This window comes from Devosia sp. CAU 1758 (assembly GCF_054482695.1).
The window spans coordinates 449,721-467,200 of the sequence record NZ_JBTLRJ010000001.1 but is presented as its reverse complement, the minus strand read 5'-3'; the positions used below and the strand labels follow the sequence as shown (position 1 = coordinate 467,200).

At 61.6% G+C, this 17,480-nt stretch carries 17 protein-coding genes; 1 reads left to right on the top strand and 16 read right to left on the bottom strand.

The features are described 5' to 3' along the window. Position 1: 1 nt before the first annotated feature. From ACXYMS_RS02240 to mdh, 9 genes are all read right to left on the bottom strand, one after another. Positions 2-634, bottom strand: coding sequence for a LysE family translocator (locus ACXYMS_RS02240; protein ID WP_458903396.1), 633 nt, complete (start codon positions 632-634; stop codon positions 2-4). 127 nt (positions 635-761) lie between these two features. Further along, complete coding sequence (locus tag ACXYMS_RS02235; RefSeq protein ID WP_458903395.1) at positions 762-1,151, bottom strand: MAPEG family protein; 390 nt, start codon at positions 1,149-1,151, stop codon at positions 762-764. 87 nt (positions 1,152-1,238) lie between these two features. After that, on the bottom strand, positions 1,239-1,688 hold the full coding sequence (locus ACXYMS_RS02230) for a hypothetical protein (RefSeq protein WP_458903394.1): 450 nt from the start codon (positions 1,686-1,688) through the stop codon (positions 1,239-1,241). A 163-nt stretch (positions 1,689-1,851) separates the two neighbouring features. Continuing rightward, on the bottom strand, positions 1,852-3,141 hold the full coding sequence (gene odhB / locus ACXYMS_RS02225; RefSeq protein WP_458903393.1) for a 2-oxoglutarate dehydrogenase complex dihydrolipoyllysine-residue succinyltransferase: 1,290 nt from the start codon (positions 3,139-3,141) through the stop codon (positions 1,852-1,854). A gap of 24 nt (positions 3,142-3,165) precedes the next feature. Then, positions 3,166-6,168 carry a 2-oxoglutarate dehydrogenase E1 component gene (locus ACXYMS_RS02220; protein WP_458903392.1) on the bottom strand — a complete coding sequence of 1,001 codons (3,003 nt, stop codon included), beginning with the start codon at positions 6,166-6,168 and terminating at the stop codon, positions 3,166-3,168. Positions 6,169-6,461: 293 nt separating this feature from the next. Further along, positions 6,462-7,367: a succinate--CoA ligase subunit alpha gene (gene sucD, locus ACXYMS_RS02215; protein WP_458903391.1), complete on the bottom strand. Its 906-nt coding sequence runs from the start codon at positions 7,365-7,367 to the stop codon at positions 6,462-6,464. Positions 7,368-7,432: 65 nt separating this feature from the next. Next, positions 7,433-7,960 carry a hypothetical protein gene (locus ACXYMS_RS02210; RefSeq protein ID WP_458903390.1) on the bottom strand — a complete coding sequence of 176 codons (528 nt, stop codon included), beginning with the start codon at positions 7,958-7,960 and terminating at the stop codon, positions 7,433-7,435. Positions 7,961-7,964: 4 nt separating this feature from the next. After that, the gene (gene sucC / locus ACXYMS_RS02205; protein WP_458903389.1) at positions 7,965-9,158 is read right to left on the bottom strand and encodes an ADP-forming succinate--CoA ligase subunit beta; all 1,194 of its coding nucleotides are present in this window, start codon (positions 9,156-9,158) and stop codon (positions 7,965-7,967) included. Positions 9,159-9,246: 88 nt separating this feature from the next. Next, complete coding sequence (gene mdh, locus ACXYMS_RS02200) at positions 9,247-10,209, bottom strand: malate dehydrogenase (protein WP_458903388.1); 963 nt, start codon at positions 10,207-10,209, stop codon at positions 9,247-9,249. Positions 10,210-10,376: 167 nt separating this feature from the next. Between mdh and ACXYMS_RS02195 the strand changes: the two genes are divergently transcribed. After that, positions 10,377-10,796: a hypothetical protein gene (locus ACXYMS_RS02195; RefSeq protein ID WP_458903387.1), complete on the top strand. Its 420-nt coding sequence runs from the start codon at positions 10,377-10,379 to the stop codon at positions 10,794-10,796. A 49-nt stretch (positions 10,797-10,845) separates the two neighbouring features. Here ACXYMS_RS02195 and zapE read toward each other — a convergent pair whose 3' ends face one another. The 7 genes from zapE to ACXYMS_RS02160 form a co-directional block, all read right to left on the bottom strand. After that, on the bottom strand, positions 10,846-12,009 hold the full coding sequence (gene zapE / locus ACXYMS_RS02190; RefSeq protein WP_458903386.1) for a cell division protein ZapE: 1,164 nt from the start codon (positions 12,007-12,009) through the stop codon (positions 10,846-10,848). A 189-nt stretch (positions 12,010-12,198) separates the two neighbouring features. Continuing rightward, entirely contained in the window at positions 12,199-12,798 is a 600-nt protein-coding gene (locus ACXYMS_RS02185; protein WP_458903385.1) for an AprI/Inh family metalloprotease inhibitor, read from the bottom strand. Positions 12,799-12,962: 164 nt separating this feature from the next. Then, positions 12,963-13,196 carry a hypothetical protein gene (locus ACXYMS_RS02180; protein WP_458903384.1) on the bottom strand — a complete coding sequence of 78 codons (234 nt, stop codon included), beginning with the start codon at positions 13,194-13,196 and terminating at the stop codon, positions 12,963-12,965. 76 nt (positions 13,197-13,272) lie between these two features. Continuing rightward, a complete protein-coding gene (locus ACXYMS_RS02175; RefSeq protein ID WP_458903383.1) occupies positions 13,273-14,274 on the bottom strand; it encodes an ABC transporter ATP-binding protein in 1,002 nt (333 codons plus the stop codon). A 3-nt stretch (positions 14,275-14,277) separates the two neighbouring features. Then, positions 14,278-15,120, bottom strand: coding sequence for a carbohydrate ABC transporter permease (locus ACXYMS_RS02170; RefSeq protein ID WP_458903382.1), 843 nt, complete (start codon positions 15,118-15,120; stop codon positions 14,278-14,280). A 3-nt stretch (positions 15,121-15,123) separates the two neighbouring features. Beyond that, a complete protein-coding gene (locus ACXYMS_RS02165; protein ID WP_458903381.1) occupies positions 15,124-16,029 on the bottom strand; it encodes a carbohydrate ABC transporter permease in 906 nt (301 codons plus the stop codon). A 195-nt stretch (positions 16,030-16,224) separates the two neighbouring features. Beyond that, on the bottom strand, positions 16,225-17,472 hold the full coding sequence (locus ACXYMS_RS02160; protein ID WP_458903380.1) for an ABC transporter substrate-binding protein: 1,248 nt from the start codon (positions 17,470-17,472) through the stop codon (positions 16,225-16,227). Positions 17,473-17,480: the final 8 nt, after the last annotated feature.

Here is a 17,480-nt window from a genome sequence, read left to right as displayed (position 1 = left end):
GTCAGCGCTGTTGAGCGAGTGCGACACGCACTGCCAACGCCAGGAATGTAATGCCGGTGACCCGATTAAACCACCGGCCGAAACGGAAAAAGCCCTGCCGCACCGAAGCTGTCGTAAAGAAAACCGACACCAGTGCGAACCAGGCAAAAAGCATCAGGCTCATGCTGCCCACATAGAGCACCTTGGTCTGTCCTGCCGTATGCACCGACACCAGCGAGGTGAACAGCGCCAGGAAGAACAACACCGCCTTGGGATTGAGAAGATTGGTGAGGAACCCCAGCGCAAAAGCCGCCATGTCGCCCTTGCGCGCCACGCCATGCTCGCCCACCACAGGTGGCTGGGGCGGCGGGCTGTGCAGCGCCGATATGGCCAGCCAGACCAGATAGGCCGCGCCTGCCCACTTGAGGATGTTGAACAGCAGCAGCGAGTGCCCCACGATCACCCCGACGCCAAGCAGCGTGTAGCTGCCATGCACTAGAATCGAGGTGGCAATGCCCGCTGAAGTGAGCAGCGCGGCGCGCCGTCCATGCACGACCGACTGGCGCAGCACCATGGCAAAATCAGCGCCCGGGATGACCGCATTGATGCCAAAGGCCAGCATCAGGCCAGCAAATTCGAGCCAGGGAAAATCCATCGGTCGTCACCGCCGCAAAAGGTGCGCACAGGGTTACACCAGCGTGCACCAAGGGGCAACGCAGACCGACACAAGTCCCCCTGCCCTATGGGCAAGACCCGGAAGAAGCTGGAAGAGAGTGACGTGTCTAGATCGCCACGCCGAAAAACAACATGATCAGCCCGATAAGGGACACCGTCCAGAACGCCGAGCGCATCAGCGGCACATCGATGAAATAGGCGGGCAGATAGGCCCAACGCGCCCAGAACCAGATCTGCGCGCCCCATTGGGTCAGCCCATTCGACCGGCCCGTCAATTCGGTCGCCACCGCCAATGCGATAAAGATGCCATAGGTCTCGAGAAAATTGCGCAGGGCCCGGTTGCCGCGCGCCGCCCATTTGTTCGGCGGACGCTCATTGTCGCGCTGCGTGCCGGCGAACCTGATCCCGTAATCCAGGCGATAGGCCGCAGACTGTACCCCGAGATAGGCAAAGGCCAGGGCGGCACTCCAGATCAGAAGGGTCAGTTCAACGCTCATGTGGCTCTCCAATTACCGCCAGCACTACGACAGGCACGGGCCGCTGGATCACGTGTTTTATTGGTTCGCCAACCACTTGGGTGGCAGTCAGGACGCCGAAATCTCCTGCGCCCGCTTAAGCACACCGGGCAATTGCTGGTCAATGTCCAGTGCCTCGCTCTCGATCTGCTCGAGGAAGGTGCGGCAGAACACACCCTTGTCGGGAGCCTGATTATAGGCGGTCATGATCTGGCTGCCACCATAGGTCGCGGCGGCCTCCTGCTGCCCCTCGGTGCCGCCGCCCAGCCGGGCGATCACCCGGTCGGCAAGATCGAGATAGCCGATATTGCGCAAATACCAGTTTGCGGCTGCCTCGTTATAAACGCCGTCAAGCCCTGTGGTCTCGTAGCAATGCGTCGTCATCACATCGACAATGGCCTTGGAACCATGAAACGCCATCAACTCCCCCACAAGTGCGGGATCGGCCGCCTCCTGCGCTGCCGTCGGCAAAGCCAGCATTGCCGCGGCTGCACCCAGAACCACTCTTGCTCGAAACACGAAATTCTCCAGAACCCGAACCCGATTGGCGTCCACCGCCCCAGCGTATCGCTGCCGAACGCTAACAGAGTGTTACCGCGCCAGCGCGCCGGCACGCACCAATCGGTGACCACGAAAAAGGCCCGCCGAAGCGGGCCTTTCAATCAGCAGAAGGTGGCGAAACTTAGAGATCGAGCACCAGGCGCTCCGGCGCCTCCAGGCTTTCCTTGACGCGAACGAGGAAGGTCACGGCTTCCTTGCCATCAACGATCCGGTGATCATAGCTCAGCGCCAGGTACATCATCGGGCGGATGACGATCTGGCCGCCGACCACCACGGGACGCTCCTGGATCTTGTGCATGCCCAGAATGCCCGACTGCGGTGCATTGAGGATCGGCGTCGACATCAGCGATCCATAGACGCCACCATTGGAGATGGTGAAGGTGCCACCCTGCATGTCGGCCATCGAAAGCTGGCCGTCGCGGGCCTTCTTGCCCATGGCGTTGATGCCCTTCTCGATCTCGGCAATCGACATCTGGTCGGCATTGCGGATCACCGGCACGACCAGACCTTTGTCGGTACCCACAGCCACGCCAATGTGGGCGTACTGCTTGTAGATCAGGTCATCGCCGTCGATTTCGGCGTTGATCGAGGGGATTTCCTTGAGCGCGTGAACCACGGCCTTGGTGAAGAAGCCCATGAAGCCCAGCTTGACGCCGTGCTTCTTCTCGAACAACTCCTTGTACTGGGTCCGCAGTTCCATCACCGGAGCCATGTCCACCTCGTTGAAGGTGGTCAGCATGGCAGCGGTGTTCTGCGCATCCTTGAGGCGGCGCGCGATGGTCTGGCGCAGGCGGGTCATCTTGACCCGTTCCTCGTTGGCTGCGTCATCGGCGGCAACAGGCGCACGCGGCGCGGCAGGGGCCTTGGCTTCAGCCGACTTGGACGCTGACGCGGGGGCAGCGGCTGGCGCCGCCGGCCTGGCGAGTGCGGATAGCACGTCCTCCTTCAGCACTTGCCCGGCTTTGCCCGAACCGGCAATTGAATCGGCATCAAGGCCCTTCTCGTTGATCATTTTCTGGGCCGAGGGTGCCGGAGCGCGATCGGTGGCCGTCGTCGGCTGTGGCGCAGGCTCCGGCTTGATATCTTCGGGACCGGCGGCGTTATTGGCCGGTGCCTCGCTCTTGACTTCTAGCGCAGGGGCAGCGGCGGCAGGCGCCGAAGTGGCAGCGCCCGAACCGGCGGCAATGGCACCGAGCAACGCGCCGACATCGACGGTCTCGCCGGGCTTGGCGGCAATCGCTTCCAACACACCGGCGGCAGGCGCCGGCACTTCGATGGTCACCTTGTCGGTCTCGAGCTCGACAATGGGTTCGTCGGCGGCGACACTGTCGCCCACCTGCTTGAACCACTGGCCGATCGTGGCTTCGGTAACGCTTTCACCCAGGGTCGGGACGCGGATTTCTGTCGACATTGAAAATTGTCCTTCTTGGTCGGGTTACGGCGCGAACGCGTCGTCGAGAAACGCCTGGAGTTGGGCAAGATGGGTCCGCATCAAGCCGGTCGCCGGCGAGGCCGCTGCCGCGCGGCCGACATAGCGGACGCGCTGGTTTTCACGGCCCATCTGGTCGAAGACCCACTCGATATAGGGCTGGATGAACGCCCAGGCCCCCATATTGCGCGGCTCTTCTTGGCACCAGACCACGTCAGCATTGGGGAAGCGGCTCAATTCATCCAGCACGGCCTTGGCCGGGAACGGATAGAGCTGCTCGACGCGCAGCAGATAGACATCGTCGATACCCTTCTTCTCGCGGTCCTCCAGGAGGTCATAATAGACCTTGCCGGTACACAGCACGACACGGCGGATCTTGTCGTCCGCAGCCAGCTTGATCGTGGTCTTGGGCAGGCCGGGCGCCTCGGCATCGTCCCAGAGCAGGCGGTGGAAGACGCTGTCCGGGCCGAATTCCACCAGACCCGAAATGGCGCGCTTGTGACGCAACAGGCTCTTGGGCGTCATCAGGATCAGCGGCTTGCGGAAGTCCCGCTTCAGCTGCCGCCTGAGGATGTGGAAGTAATTGGCCGGGGTCGTGCAGTTTGCGACCTGCATATTGTCTTCGGCACACAATTGCAGGAAGCGCTCCGGACGGGCCGAGGAATGCTCGGGGCCCTGCCCTTCATAACCATGGGGCAAGAGCATCACCAGGCCCGACATGCGGAACCACTTGCGCTCGCCCGAGGAAATGAACTGGTCGATGACCACCTGCGCGCCGTTCACGAAATCGCCGAACTGGGCTTCCCACAAGGTCAGCGCGCGCGGCTCGGCGAGGCTGTAGCCATACTCAAAGCCCAGCACCGCCTCTTCCGAGAGCATCGAATTGATGACCTCGTAGCGCGCCTGCTCGGGCGAGAGATTGTTGATCGGGGTATAGGTCTTGTTCTCGACCAACTGGTCGTTAAGTACCGAGTGGCGTTGGCTGAACGTGCCGCGTTCGACGTCCTGGCCCGACAGGCGAACCGGGTGTCCATCGGTCACCAGCGTACCGAAGGCCAGCGCCTCGGCGGTGGCCCAATCCACGCCCTCGCCCGATTCGATGGCGCTGAGGCGGTTATCCATGAAGCGCTTCACCGTCTTGTGGACGTTGAAGTCAGCCGGAACCTGGGCCAGCTTGGTGCCGATCTCGATCAGCCTGTCGATGGCAACGCCCGTCTCGCCACGGCGCGGACCCTCGTCCTCGGCGGGTTTGAAGCTCTTCCATTGGCCGTCGAGCCAGTCGGCCTTGTTTGGACGGTAATCCTGTCCCGCCTCGAACTCGGTTTCCAGCACTGCCCGCCAGTCAGCCTTGAGCTTGTCGACCTCGGCCTGCGACACCAGGCCTTCGCCGATCAGCTTTTCCGAGTAGAGCTCCAGCGTGGTCTTGTGACCACGGATCTTGGAATACATCGTGGGCTGGGTGAAGCTGGGTTCGTCGCCTTCATTGTGGCCGAAGCGACGATAGCAGAACATGTCGATGACGACGGGACGGCCAAATTTCTGGCGGTACTCGACCGCCACCTTGGCGGCAAACACCACCGCTTCCGGATCATCGCCATTCACATGCAGCACCGGCGCCTCGATCATCTTGGCGACATCGGTCGGATAGGGCGAGGAGCGCGAATACATCGGCGAGGTGGTAAAGCCGATCTGGTTGTTGATCACGAAGTGGATCGATCCGCCGGTGCGGTGACCCTTGAGTCCGGAAAGTCCGAGGCACTCGGCAATCACGCCCTGGCCGGCGAAGGCGGCGTCGCCATGGATCAGCAGCGGCAGCACCATGGAGCGGTCCGGCTTGCCATCGGTGGCGATGTTCACCAGCCTGGCGTCAGGGGCGATATGCTGGTCCTGCTTGGCGCGCGACTTGCCCAACACCACCGGATCAACAATCTCCAGGTGGGACGGATTGGCGGTGAGTGACAGGTGAACCTTGTTGCCGTCGAAATCACGGTCGGACGAAGCACCCAGATGGTACTTCACGTCACCTGAACCCTCGACATCATCGGGGTAGAAGGCGCCGCCCTTGAACTCGTGGAACAGCGCGCGATGCGGCTTCTGCATCACCTGGGTCAAGACGTTCAGGCGACCACGGTGAGCCATGCCCAGGACGATGTCCTTGATGCCCAGCGCGCCGCCGCGCTTGATGATCTGCTCGAGCGCCGGAATGGTGGCTTCGCCGCCATCAAGGCCGAAGCGCTTGGTGCCGGTATATTTGACGTCGATGAACTTTTCGAAGCCCTCAGCCTCGACCAGCTTGGAAAGGATTGCCTTCTTGCCCTCAGGGGTAAAGGTGATTTCCTTGTCCGGGCCCTCGATGCGCTCCTGGATCCACTGCTTGGCTTCCGGATCGGAGATATGCATGAACTCGATGCCCAGCGTACCGCAATAGGTGCGCTTGAGAATGGACAGCATCTCGGGGATGGTGGCGTATTCGACGCCCAGATAATTGTCGATAAAGATCTTGCGGGAGTAGTCGGCCTCGGTGAACCCGTAACTCGTCGGGTCCAGCTCGGGTGCCGGCTCGTCAGTCTTGAGCTTCAGTGGATCGAGATCGGCATGCAGATGTCCGCGCATGCGATAGGCGCGGATCATCATGATGGCGCGGATCGAATCGCGGGTTGCCTGCAGCACATCGGTGGCACTCGGCGCCGGCTTGCCTTCAGCGGCAGCCTGCTTGCTCGCGGCCTTTTCGACCTTCAAGGCCGCCTGGCCCCAGTCGCCATCAAGCGCGCTGACCAGTTCGCCGCCTTCGGGCTGCGGCCAGTCCTTGCGGCCCCAACTGGGCCCCTCGGCGTTTTTCTGGGCCTGGTCCTGGCTGTCATCGAGCCTGGTAAAGAAGCTCGACCAGGTCTCGTCGACGCTGGAAGGATCGGTTTTGAACCGAGAATAGAGTTGTTCGATGTAGTCGGCGTTCCCCCCGTAGAGGAACGAGGTCAGCAAGAACGTGTCGTTCTTTTCCTGTCGTGTCATCGCGTGTTTCGCAGGACCTTGCGCCCTGCCATCCTTCTCAACGAACCAGCCTCGATTATCGGAGCCAGTGTCAAATGCGGTCATCCTAAAGTGGGGCGAATATTGACCGCGTTTCCTTTGTATCTTGTTAAGACTTGCGGCGCCCCGCAAGGCGCCGCGGCTCACTCGATTGAGTTTTCAACCGGCCACGCCCGGGCTTAGCACCGAACCATGTCCGAAGCGCGACCAACATTGGTCGCATTGGCATCCATTGACGCTGGGGAATGCAGGCATCCCCGCCGCCCCCAGAACCACTAGCCCTTCAGCACTTCCGCCAGCGTCCGGCCAATGCGGGCGGGCGACTTCGAAACCCGAATCCCTGCCGCTTCCATTGCTGCGATCTTGTCTTCCGCACCGCCCTTGCCGCCCGAAATCACGGCGCCGGCATGGCCCATGGTGCGGCCCGGAGGAGCGGTCAGACCCGCGATGAAGCCGGCCATCGGCTTCTTGCGGCCCTTCTTGGCCTCGTCGATGAGAAACTGGGCCGCTTCTTCTTCAGCAGAACCGCCGATTTCGCCGATCATGATGATCGACTTGGTCTCTTCGTCGGCCAGGAACATTTCGAGCATATCAATGAACTCGGTACCCTTGACCGGGTCGCCCCCGATGCCGACGGCCGTGGTCTGGCCAAGGCCTTCATTGGTGGTCTGGAACACGGCTTCATAGGTAAGCGTGCCCGAGCGCGAAACAATGCCCACCGAACCCTTGGAGAAGATCGAGCCCGGCATGATGCCGATTTTGCATTCTTCCGGGGTCAGCACGCCGGGGCAGTTCGGACCAATGAGGCGCGACTTGGACTTTTCAAGCTTGGCCTTGACCCGAACCATGTCCATGACCGGCACGCCTTCGGTGATGCAGATGATCAGCTCGATTTCCGCATCGATGGCTTCTTCGATGGCAGCGGCAGCGCCCGCGGGCGGCACATAAACTACCGAGGCATTGGCGCCGGTTCGGTCCTTGCCTTCCGCAACCGACGCAAAGATCGGAAGTTCGGTGCCGTCGACACCCGAGGACCAGACCTCCCCGCCCTTCTTGGGATGGGTGCCACCCACCATCTTGGTACCGAAATAGGCCAGGGCCTGTTCGGTGTGAAAGGTACCGGTCTTGCCGGTCAGACCCTGCACAAGAACCTTGGTGTCTTTGTTGACGAGAATGGACATCTGTTTCTCTTCCGTCTGTGGGCGCCAGGCGCCGCATTCATGCCCGTTTTTAAGCGGGAGGTTAACTATTGGCTCGGCGCCGTCCTGGGCGTGACAATCGTGAGCTGGATGACAAAGCCGGTATCGTCCCAATGTGTGGTCAGCAGTTTCTGGCCGCTGCCCGTGCCGGCAAGGCTTGCATAGCTGCCGCCGTTCTCGGTCTTGACCTCGCCCTGGTAGCGGTCGAGCCCGGATAGTGCAGCGATCACGGCTTCGCCGCGTCCCTTGGGTTCAGCAACATCGAGCCGGCAATAGCCCAGAGTTGTTTCGGGATAACTCTCCACCAGGATGAACATGTCACCCCAGCCCATGCCGGGAATCTCGCGGCTGGCGGCATAGGACCGGATAAACGGGCTTTCCGCGTCCTGGTCATAGGCATCCCAACCCGCTTCGATCGCGGCTTCCACCGCCAGCACGTCGCCACTGGCAAATGTCTCGCACATCTCCAGCGCCGCCAAAGCCTCATTGGCGCCGGAGGTCTTGGTCTTGCCCTGGGCCATGGCCGGCGTGACTGCCAGCACCAGACCCAGGAAAACGGCGAGACCGGTTCGCATCGGGCTAGCCTTGGACCGCCTTGACGATCTTCTGGGCGGCGTCGTCCAGGTCATCGGCCGAGATGACATTGAGGCCGGACTTGTCGAGGATTTCCTTGCCTTCCTTGACGCGGGTGCCTTCGAGACGCACCACCAGCGGCACTTCGAGGCCAACCTCCTTGACCGCGGCGATCACGCCCTCTGCAATCACATCGCAGCGCATGATGCCGCCGAATATGTTGACCAGAATCCCCTTCACGGCCGGATCGGCGGTGATGATCTTGAACGCTGCCGTCACCTTCTCCTTGGAGGCACCGCCACCAACGTCGAGGAAGTTCGCAGGTTCAGCACCATACAGCTTGATAATATCCATGGTCGACATGGCCAGGCCCGCGCCATTGACCATGCAGCCAATGTTGCCGTCGAGCGCCACATAGGCGAGGTCATACTTGGAGGCTTCGATTTCCTTGGCGTCTTCTTCGGAAAGATCGCGCAGGGGCTTGAGTTCCTCGTGGCGGAACGCAGCATTGTTGTCGAAGCTGACCTTGGCATCGAGCACGCGCAGGCGCCCGTCGGTCATCACGATCAGCGGGTTCACTTCGAGCAGGCTCATGTCCTTCTCGGTGAAGGCCTTGTAGAGGATCGGGAACAGGGTCTTTCCGTCTTCTGCTGCCGCGCCTTCGAGCTCATAAGCCGCATTGATCTTGGCAATATCGTCAGCGGTCACGCCGGCCTCGGGATCGATCGCGACGGTGATGATTTTTTCGGGCGTGTGCTCGGCCACGGCTTCGATATCCATGCCGCCTTCGGTCGAGACCACGAAGCTCACCTTGGAAGTGGCGCGGTCGACCAGCAGCGAGCAGTAGAGCTCGCGGGCAATATCGGCGCCATCTTCGATATAGAGGCGGTTGACCTGCTTGCCGGCATCGCCGGTCTGCTTGGTCACCAACGTATTGCCCAGCATCTCCTTGGAGAACGCGACCACGTCGTCAATGGTCTTGGCCAGGCGCACGCCGCCCTTGGCGTCGGGACCCAGTTCCTTGAACTTGCCCTTGCCACGGCCACCGGCATGAATCTGGCTCTTGACCACATAGAGCGGACCCGGCAGCGCCTTGGCGGCGGCCGCCGCTTCGTCAGCTGAGAAAATGGCGACGCCCTGCGCAACCGGCGCGCCATACTCTTTCAGCAGCGCCTTGGCCTGGTGTTCATGGATATTCATTCTATTCCCCTTGGATGGGCAGACATTCGTCCGGTATTTCTGGAGCCGGAAAGCCAAAAGCCGCTGGCGGCGCCAGCGGCTTGTTATGTCACGCGAGCTTCGGCGCGATCTTCTTGCAAGCCTCGATCAGGCCGTCCACCGAAGCGACCGACTTGTCGAAGGCCTTCTGCTCGGAAGAGTTGAGCGCGATCTCGACGATCTTTTCCGCGCCACCGGCGCCGATGACGACTGGCACGCCGACATAGGTGCCCTTGACGCCATATTCGCCATTGAGCTGCACTGCGGAGGGCAGTACGCGCTTCTTGTCCTTGAGATAGCTCTCGGCCATCGCAATCGCGGAAGCGGCCGGCGCATAGAAGGCCGAACCGGTCTTCAACAGACCCACGATCTCGGCGCCGCCATCGCGGGTGCGCTGGATGATCTGGTCGAGCTTTTCCTTGCTCATCCAGCCCATCTTGACCACATCGGTCAGCGGAATGCCGGCAACGGTGGAATAGCGGGCCAGCGGCACCATGCTGTCGCCATGGCCGCCCAGCACGAAGGCGTTGACGTCTTCGATCGAGACGCCCAGTTCATCGGCGATGAAGTGGCAGAAGCGCGAGCTGTCCAGCACGCCGGCCATGCCGATCACCTTGTTGGCGGGCAGGCCGGAGAACTTCTGCAGCGCCCAGACCATGGCGTCGAGCGGATTGGTGATGCAGATGACGAAGGCATTCGGAGCATATTTGGAAATGCCCGCACCCACCTGCTCCATCACCTTGAGGTTGATTTCCAGGAGGTCATCGCGGCTCATGCCGGGCTTGCGCGGCACGCCGGCGGTAACGATCACCACGTCGGCGCCTTCGATGTCCTTGTATTCGGACGTGCCCTTCATCTTGACGTCGAAGGACTGGGTGACCGCCGACTGGGCGATATCGAGCGCCTTGCCGGGGCCGACGCCGTCGACCACGTCGAACAGCACGACGTCTCCGAGTTCCTTCTGTGCCGACAGCAGGGCTAGCGTCCCGCCGATCTGACCTGCACCGATAAGGGCAATCTTCTTGCGCGCCATATATCCTCATCCCGGACTGCGTTGAATTGGCGCACCTCTTAACCCTGTCAGGGGAGCCGGGCAAGTGAACCCTTCGTCGTAATGCTGAAATCTGCCTTGCTCATGGGCGATGGGGGAGTGCCGATTGGGCAAAGGCAATCCTCGCGGACCGGCAGGGATGCTTACAGATGGTCGAAGTATTTTTTCTCCAGCGACTTGCGACACAGCTGAGCTTTGAATTAATTCCTCCCCTGGGCGGCACATCGCCCTTGGGGGAAACCATGAAAAAGATTGTAGCAGGCCTTGCATTCGCTTTGGCCTTGGTCGGTGTCGTAGACGCTTCGGCCCTGGATCGGCGCGTGAAGATCAACAACGTGTCGTCCTACGACATCTACGAGTTCTACGCTTCCAATACCGGTGCCGACACCTGGCAGGAAGACATCCTTGGCAACGACATTCTGCCTTCTGGCTCCAGCGTTATGATCAACATCGACGATGGCAGCGGGTACTGCAAATATGACTTCAAGGCCGTGTTCGAAGACGGCGACGAAGCGATCTCGGCGGACAACAACGTCTGCGAGCTGACCGAATTCAATTTCACCAACTGACAGAGGCTGCGTGGCGACCCGGTGACCTCACCGGGCCGCCCGCCTCCGCCTAGACCCGCCCCGCTTTAACGACGATTTCCTCCGCGGGCGCGGCATCCCGCAGACCCTTGCCCAGATACTCCTCCGACTGCATTTCAGTCAGGCGCGACAGCGTGCGCTGAAATTCGAAGGCCGTCTTGTCGTCTGCACCCAACTCTTCAAGCGGCACGGCAAAGCTCGCCGCAAGCTTCACGCCGCGGTCGTAGAGCGAGTCTATAAGCAGAATAAAGCGCTTGGCCGCGTCGGACTTGGTCCGACCCATTTGCGGCACATCGTCGAGCACTATGCTGTCGAACTGATGCGCGATACGCACGAAGTCCCGCGTCCCCAGTGGCTTTTCACAAAGATCCGTGAACCCGAACCGCGCCGCGCCCATCGCCGTCAGCGGCACGGGGATCTGCCGACCAATGCTTTCCACGACACCGGGCGTGCCCGGCTCACCCCCGGTAATGCGCAGCCACATCTGGTCCATGGCCGCCCGCACCTCCGGCCCGGCGCCGAAAGCATAGACCTGCTGGCCGGCAAACTTGAGCCGCCGGTAATCCTGCTGGCTGGGCAGACCCGCCACTACGGTTCTTTCCTTGAGCAGCGCGATGAACGGCAGGAACAATTGGCGGTTGAGACCGTCCTTGTAGAGACCGTCCGGCACTACATTTGAGGTCGCCACCAGCGTCACCCCGCCCGCAAAAAGCTTGGAAAACAGCCGGTCGAGCAGCATGGCATTGGCAATGTCATGCACATGGAATTCATCAAGGCACAACAGCCGCAGGCCGTCCTTGAGGATCGGCCTGACCACCGCCTCGACGGGGTCGGCATCATCATCCTTGCCACGCGGCGACTTGCGAAAGGCTGCGATCCCGGCATGCACCTCGTCCATGAACTCATGGAAATGCACCCGCCGCTTTTCCCGCAATGGCACTGCGCCAAAGAACAGGTCCATCAGCATGGTTTTGCCCCGCCCCACCTCACCATGGAGATAAAGGCCACGCACCGCCTCGGCCCGCTTCTCGAAAAAACCGAACAACCGCCTGGGCCTGCGCGAAACGAGGTCTGCCAAAACCCGATCGAGCTCTCGTACCGCTTCCAGTTGCGCCGCATCAGACGTTAGCGCGCCACGCGCCACGAGGTCGTCATAGGCGGCGCGCACGGAGGTCTTGGAATAGGGGGATGCCATCAACAGATACCGTGCCGCCCTCGGGGTTGCCCCAAGGGCCAATGGTTGCACCCAATGCGTTGAGAATGGCCTCGGGTCAAGTTTGTCTCCCGGCGAGAAGCGCCCCGCAGGCCTGATGGCGGAGCCGTGGACGAAGGCGGCATCCCGGACATGAAAAAGCCGGCCCTGCAGGCCGGCTTCACCAAAAACTCAGCGCGCCATCGAGACGGCCTGGCCGCCGCCCATAGTGCCGATATAGCGGCCACCCGAAGGGGCGAGGAACGCGGCGATATTGCCGTTTTCATCGTAGAGCTGGAGCTGGCTGCCCACCTGCTGCCAGCCCGTAACCGAGGCAATCTGCGGCACGGTGCAGCCCGGCGCGGACGCACGGTAATAATTGGTGCCGGTCTTGGCGGTGAGCGGCAGGTTGAGCCGGCAGTTCTGACCTGCGGCCACCACGTTCCAGGCGCCTTCGGGACCGGTGGAAACGCCGGTGGTCAGCGGCTGGCCCACGGTGACGATGGAGCTGTTGCTGCCTGCCGCCGGGGTCGTTGCACTGGCAGTAGTCGTGGTCTGCCCCCCCAGCACCGGCTGGCCGGAAAGGCCGGGTGCCGGGGTGCCCGTGGCGCCGATGGCCGGCAGCGTCGTCTGCTGCACGGTGGAATTCTGCACTGGCTGCAACTGCTGGGGCTGACCCACCACATTGAGATTGGCGGTATTGGTCCGGCTGGACGGGGAACATGCTGCCGCCAGTAGGGCGACGGCTGCCAGGCCGACAATGGACGAAGCGCCGCGCTTCCAATCCTGCATTGATCACTCCTGCCGCTAGGCTTAATGCACATTAACACTTGTGGCGGCTTATACCCAAAGCCTCCACTCGGTTCAATCGCCCGTCCCGCATAACTCGGGCTCTCACATCAATGTGGCCGATTTCGGTACATTGGCCGCAAATCGCATCCGATTTGGCCCTCAACTCACCTGCCGGTGCCATCCATGTCCTTGAGCAGATCCTGTGCAAGCAGGGTGGCATCGGCGGCTTCGTCTTCGGGCACCTCGACCACAAACCCCTCAGGGCCGAAAAAGTTCGGTACGCCGGGCAGCCCTCCCTCGCGCGGCGCAAGTGGATGAAAGCCATGCGCCCGCAGGGCAACTATCAGCACCAGCGCCTGGGATTGGCTCCTGACCTGCACGATGGGGGCAAAACGCATATCGGCTCCTTGTTCGGAGCCAATGGTGGCGGAGTGTGATGCGCGCGGCAAGAGCGTTGGCGCTGGAGGACCACAGCTATCCCAGCGTCTTCCCATCCGCATCGAAGCGATAGCCCCGGCCCTCGGCGATATCCAGGTCCAGCATCTGGTCGATCTCGACAGAGTGCTCCGGTCCCAGTTCGACCGTCAGCAGCGTGCCATCGTCCAGCGCCGCATAGGCATAGGAAACCGAGCCCAGATTTTCCACCGTCTTCACCTGCGCCCTGAGGGGCCCGCCGGCCCTGACCTCCAGATGCTCCGGCCTGACGCCAATGGTGGACGCGCCCGCGCTCCCCGGCACCAGCGCGGCTGAAACAAAGTTCATCTTCGGGGAACCGATGAACCCGGCCACGAACATGTTGGCTGGCCGGTGATAGAGCTCCATCGGGCTCCCGCACTGCTCGACCACCCCATTGCGCAGCACCACGATCGTGTCGGCCAGGGTCATGGCCTCGACCTGGTCATGCGTCACATAGATGAAAGTGGCCTTGAGGCGTCGCCGCAATTGGGCAATTTGCAACCGCATCTCCACCCGCAGCTCGGCATCGAGATTGGAAAGCGGCTCGTCGAACAGGAAGACCTTCGGGTCGCGCACAATGGCCCGGCCGATGGCGACGCGCTGGCGCTGCCCGCCGGAGAGATGGGCCGGCTTGCGGTCAAGATAATCGCCCAGCCGCAGCAGGTCCGCGACTTCATTGACCCTGGCCTCGATCACCGCCTTGTCCTGCTTGGCCACTGACAGAGGAAAGGCGATGTTCTGCCGCACCGTCATATTGGGATAGAGAGCATAGCTCTGGAACACCATGGAGACGTCCCGGTCCACTGGCGCCTCCTCGGAAATGTCGGCGCCATCAAGCAGGATTTCCCCGCTCTCCTTGTCCTCGAGCCCGGCAATGGTGCGCAGCAGCGTGGACTTCCCGCAGCCCGAGGGGCCGACAAAGACCACGAAGCTGTTGTCGGCAATGTCGAGATTGATGCCGTGCAGGACGCGGGTCTTGCCGTAGGCCTTGTTGAGATTGCGAATGGCGATGGAAGACATGGCTTACTCCTTGACCCCGCCCTGGGTCAGGCCCTGGATGAACTGGCGCGACGCGAGCAGGAACGCGACAATGGTGGGGATGAGCATGATCAGGATCCCCGCGAACATCAGGTGCCACTGCACGTCAAATTGCAGACGGAACTGGCTGATTCCCAGGGTGATCGGAAAATTGCTCTGCGATTGCAGGAAGATCAGGGGCAGGAAATATTCGTTCCAGCTCTGGACGAAGGTGAGCAGCGCCACGGTGGCCAGCGCCGGCTTGATCAGGGGCAGCACCACCCGCCAATAAATCTCAAAGGGCAGCGCCCCATCCATCTTGGCGGCCTCTTCCAGTTCCGCCGGCACCGCCCGCAGAAAGGCCGTGAGGATGAACACCGCCACCGGCATCATCGAGGCCGACTGCACGAAGATGACGCCCCAGAGGCTGTCCAGCAGTCCCAGCGATTTCACAATGGTGAACAGCGGCGCCAGCGTCAGCCGAATTGGGATCACCACCCCCAGCATGTAGCAGCCGAACAGGATCATCGACCCCTTGAACGGCATGCGCACCAGCACGAAGGCCGTGGTCGACGCACAAAAGGTCACGATCAGCACCGAGGCTCCGGAAATGATCGCCGAGTTTAAAAAATAGCGCCCGAAACTGGCGCCCACCCAGGCTTCGTAATAATTGCCGAAGGACCAGATCGAAGGCAGCGCGAAGGGAGCGCGATAGACTTCGCCCAAGTTTGGCTTGAGCGAATTGATCACCGCAATGCCGAGCGGGAAGATCACCACTGCGGTATAGGCGAGCAGGATGAACTGTACGATCGCCTGCTCCACCTTTGAAAGCCTGAAGAGCCGGTCCATGGGTCAGTCCTTCCGCACATTGCGTAGCGCCAGGAACAGCGCGGCGGGCAGGATGATCACGGCGATGCAGAGGCCAATCGCCGCCGACATGCCGAAATTGACATTGGTGGAGGTCGCCGAACCGCCAAAGGCGGCGCGGAACAGGAAGGTACCCATGATGTCGGTGGCGCCATTGGGCCCACCCTCCGGTCCCATCAACAGCAGCGTGTAATCGGCATTGTTGAACACATCGACCAGCACAATCACGGTGATCAGGATGAAGGCCGGCGCCAGCACGGGCAAAACGACAGCCTTGAGTGTCTGCCAGCGATTGGCGCCATCGAGCATGGCGGCTTCCAGCAGGTGCACCCGCACCCCCACAATGGCCGAAAGAATGAGGATGATGGCAAAGCTCATGCGGTGCCATGAATAGAACACGGCCAGCGTCGGCAGAGCCAGGTTCGGCTCGCCCAGGAACCCGATCGGCGCCTCCACCAGGCCCGATCCCACCAGCATCTGGTTGAGCGGCCCGCGTGTCTGCACCAGCAATTGCATCAGGAACGCCACCGCCGCGCCGGCCAGCGGATAGGGCAGGAAGAAGATGGCACGGTAGTGATTGCGCCCCCAGGTGCCGAAGCTCAGCAGCAGCGCAATCGCCGAACCCAGCACCAGCATCGCGCCGATGATGATGAGGAAGAAGACGATATTGTTAAGAAAGGCATTGACCAGCTGGTCGCGGAAATAGGCATTGCCGAACAGGGTCTGGAAATTCTCGAGGCCGACAAAGGTCATCGGCCCGATGCCCGGCCACTTGTAGAGCGCCAGCACCAGCAGCCCCAGCAGTGGCAGGAAATTGAACACGCCATAAAGCAGTGCCCCGGGCGCCAGCAGCGCCAGCCGCTGCAGATTGGCCTTTTGATTATATTTCATGGCAACACCGGACCATCCACAACCACCATGTCATTCCGGCGAAGGCCGGAATCCATCCTGAGGTTTTGCCGCGACAGTCATCTCAAGATGGACCCCGGCCTTCGCCGGGGTGACACCGAGTTTGCGAGCTGCTCAGCGAACAAAAGAAAGTTTGGGCGCGGGGACGATTCCCTGCGCCCCGGGAGAGACGCTGGCTTACTGGCAGTTAGCAGCGCCGGCATAGTTCCAGGAGTTGAGACCATCCTGGATTTTCTGCGCCAGGTCTGCCGGACTGATCGAGCCCGAGAGCATGGACTGGTAGCCATCGGCCACCAGGGTGCCATAACTGGGCTCGCCTGAGTTCAACGCATAGGCGAAGAACGGCGTCTGGCTCGACGAATTGGTGGCGATCAGGTTGGCGACTTCGGCCAGTTGCGGGTTTTCGACCACATATTCGCCGCCATAGGCGGGCAATTCGCCGACTTGGGCGACAAACAGTTCGGCGAATTCCTTGGTGGCGGTGAAGTCGAGAACCTGCTGGGCAATCGCAGCCTTGGAGGAATTGGCGTTCACCTGATAGGTGCCGTCGCCAAAGGCATAGACCTTGCCGTTCGATCCCGGCAGGGCGAAGAAGCCCATTTCGAGCGACGGATCGATTTCATACATCGGCGAGGTCGGACCGGTCGACCAGGCGCCGTCGATCATCATCGCCGCTTCGCCCAGGGCGAGCGAGGTGCGCATGGCGCCGTAGTCGTCGGCCATGGCCGAGGCGTTGAGGTAACCGGCATCCTGCCAGCCCTTGACCGTTTCGAGCGTGGCGACGAATTCCGGATCGGTGAAACAGGCCTCGCCCGAAATCAGCTTGCCGGCGAACTCATCTGAAACAAGGCCAGCGGTCATCACCTCGCCCACGACCTGGTTGAGCCACCAGCCCGAGCGGCCACCAAAGACCACCGGAGTGATGCCTGCGGCCTTGAGGGTTTCGGCAGCGGCGTTGAATTCGTCCATGCTGGTCGGCACGGCAATGCCATTGGCCTCGAACACAGCCTTGTTGTAGATCACCGACTGCATCTGGATGGCGAACGGCACGCCATAGAGCTGGCCATCGGCGCCGCGGCCGGATTCCAGCGCCGCCGGAGCAATGCCCGAGAGATCGACACTGGTGGGCTTGATGATGCCAGCATCGATGAACGAGGCGAGCCAGGCCGCGCCAGCGCGGGCCTGGAACAGGTCCGGCGCGTTCGACTGGATGTCAGTCCTGAGCTTGGTGTCGTAATTGTCCGACTGCACCAGCACGGCTTCGACATCGATGTCGGCGCCCAGCAGGTCATTCTCCGAAATATAGGTCCAGAGCGGCACTTCCTGCTCGCGCCAGGTGTAGAGCTTGACGGTTTCGGCATAGGCGCCAGTGGACAGCAGCAAAGCCGAGACGGCGCTGGTGGCCAGCAGAGTTGCGATCTTCATTGTTCCAT

What these genes read in the sequence shown, in the direction of transcription:
- zapE (WP_458903386.1), bottom strand. Translation starts at nt 12,009, where the DNA reads ATGGCATCCCCCTATTCCAAGACCTCCGTGCGCGCCGCCTATGACGAC.
- mdh (WP_458903388.1), bottom strand. Translation starts at nt 10,209, where the DNA reads ATGGCGCGCAAGAAGATTGCCCTTATCGGTGCAGGTCAGATCGGCGGG.
- ACXYMS_RS02170 (WP_458903382.1), bottom strand. Translation starts at nt 15,120, where the DNA reads ATGGACCGGCTCTTCAGGCTTTCAAAGGTGGAGCAGGCGATCGTACAG.
- ACXYMS_RS02210 (WP_458903390.1), bottom strand. Translation starts at nt 7,960, where the DNA reads ATGCGAACCGGTCTCGCCGTTTTCCTGGGTCTGGTGCTGGCAGTCACG.
- ACXYMS_RS02235 (WP_458903395.1), bottom strand. Translation starts at nt 1,151, where the DNA reads ATGAGCGTTGAACTGACCCTTCTGATCTGGAGTGCCGCCCTGGCCTTT.
- ACXYMS_RS02240 (WP_458903396.1), bottom strand. Translation starts at nt 634, where the DNA reads ATGGATTTTCCCTGGCTCGAATTTGCTGGCCTGATGCTGGCCTTTGGC.
- ACXYMS_RS02220 (WP_458903392.1), bottom strand. Translation starts at nt 6,168, where the DNA reads ATGACACGACAGGAAAAGAACGACACGTTCTTGCTGACCTCGTTCCTC.
- odhB (WP_458903393.1), bottom strand. Translation starts at nt 3,141, where the DNA reads ATGTCGACAGAAATCCGCGTCCCGACCCTGGGTGAAAGCGTTACCGAA.
- ACXYMS_RS02165 (WP_458903381.1), bottom strand. Translation starts at nt 16,029, where the DNA reads ATGAAATATAATCAAAAGGCCAATCTGCAGCGGCTGGCGCTGCTGGCG.
- ACXYMS_RS02185 (WP_458903385.1), bottom strand. Translation starts at nt 12,798, where the DNA reads ATGCAGGATTGGAAGCGCGGCGCTTCGTCCATTGTCGGCCTGGCAGCC.
- ACXYMS_RS02195 (WP_458903387.1), top strand. Translation starts at nt 10,377, where the DNA reads ATGGTCGAAGTATTTTTTCTCCAGCGACTTGCGACACAGCTGAGCTTT.
- ACXYMS_RS02175 (WP_458903383.1), bottom strand. Translation starts at nt 14,274, where the DNA reads ATGTCTTCCATCGCCATTCGCAATCTCAACAAGGCCTACGGCAAGACC.
- ACXYMS_RS02180 (WP_458903384.1), bottom strand. Translation starts at nt 13,196, where the DNA reads ATGCGTTTTGCCCCCATCGTGCAGGTCAGGAGCCAATCCCAGGCGCTG.
- sucD (WP_458903391.1), bottom strand. Translation starts at nt 7,367, where the DNA reads ATGTCCATTCTCGTCAACAAAGACACCAAGGTTCTTGTGCAGGGTCTG.
- ACXYMS_RS02160 (WP_458903380.1), bottom strand. Translation starts at nt 17,472, where the DNA reads ATGAAGATCGCAACTCTGCTGGCCACCAGCGCCGTCTCGGCTTTGCTG.
- sucC (WP_458903389.1), bottom strand. Translation starts at nt 9,158, where the DNA reads ATGAATATCCATGAACACCAGGCCAAGGCGCTGCTGAAAGAGTATGGC.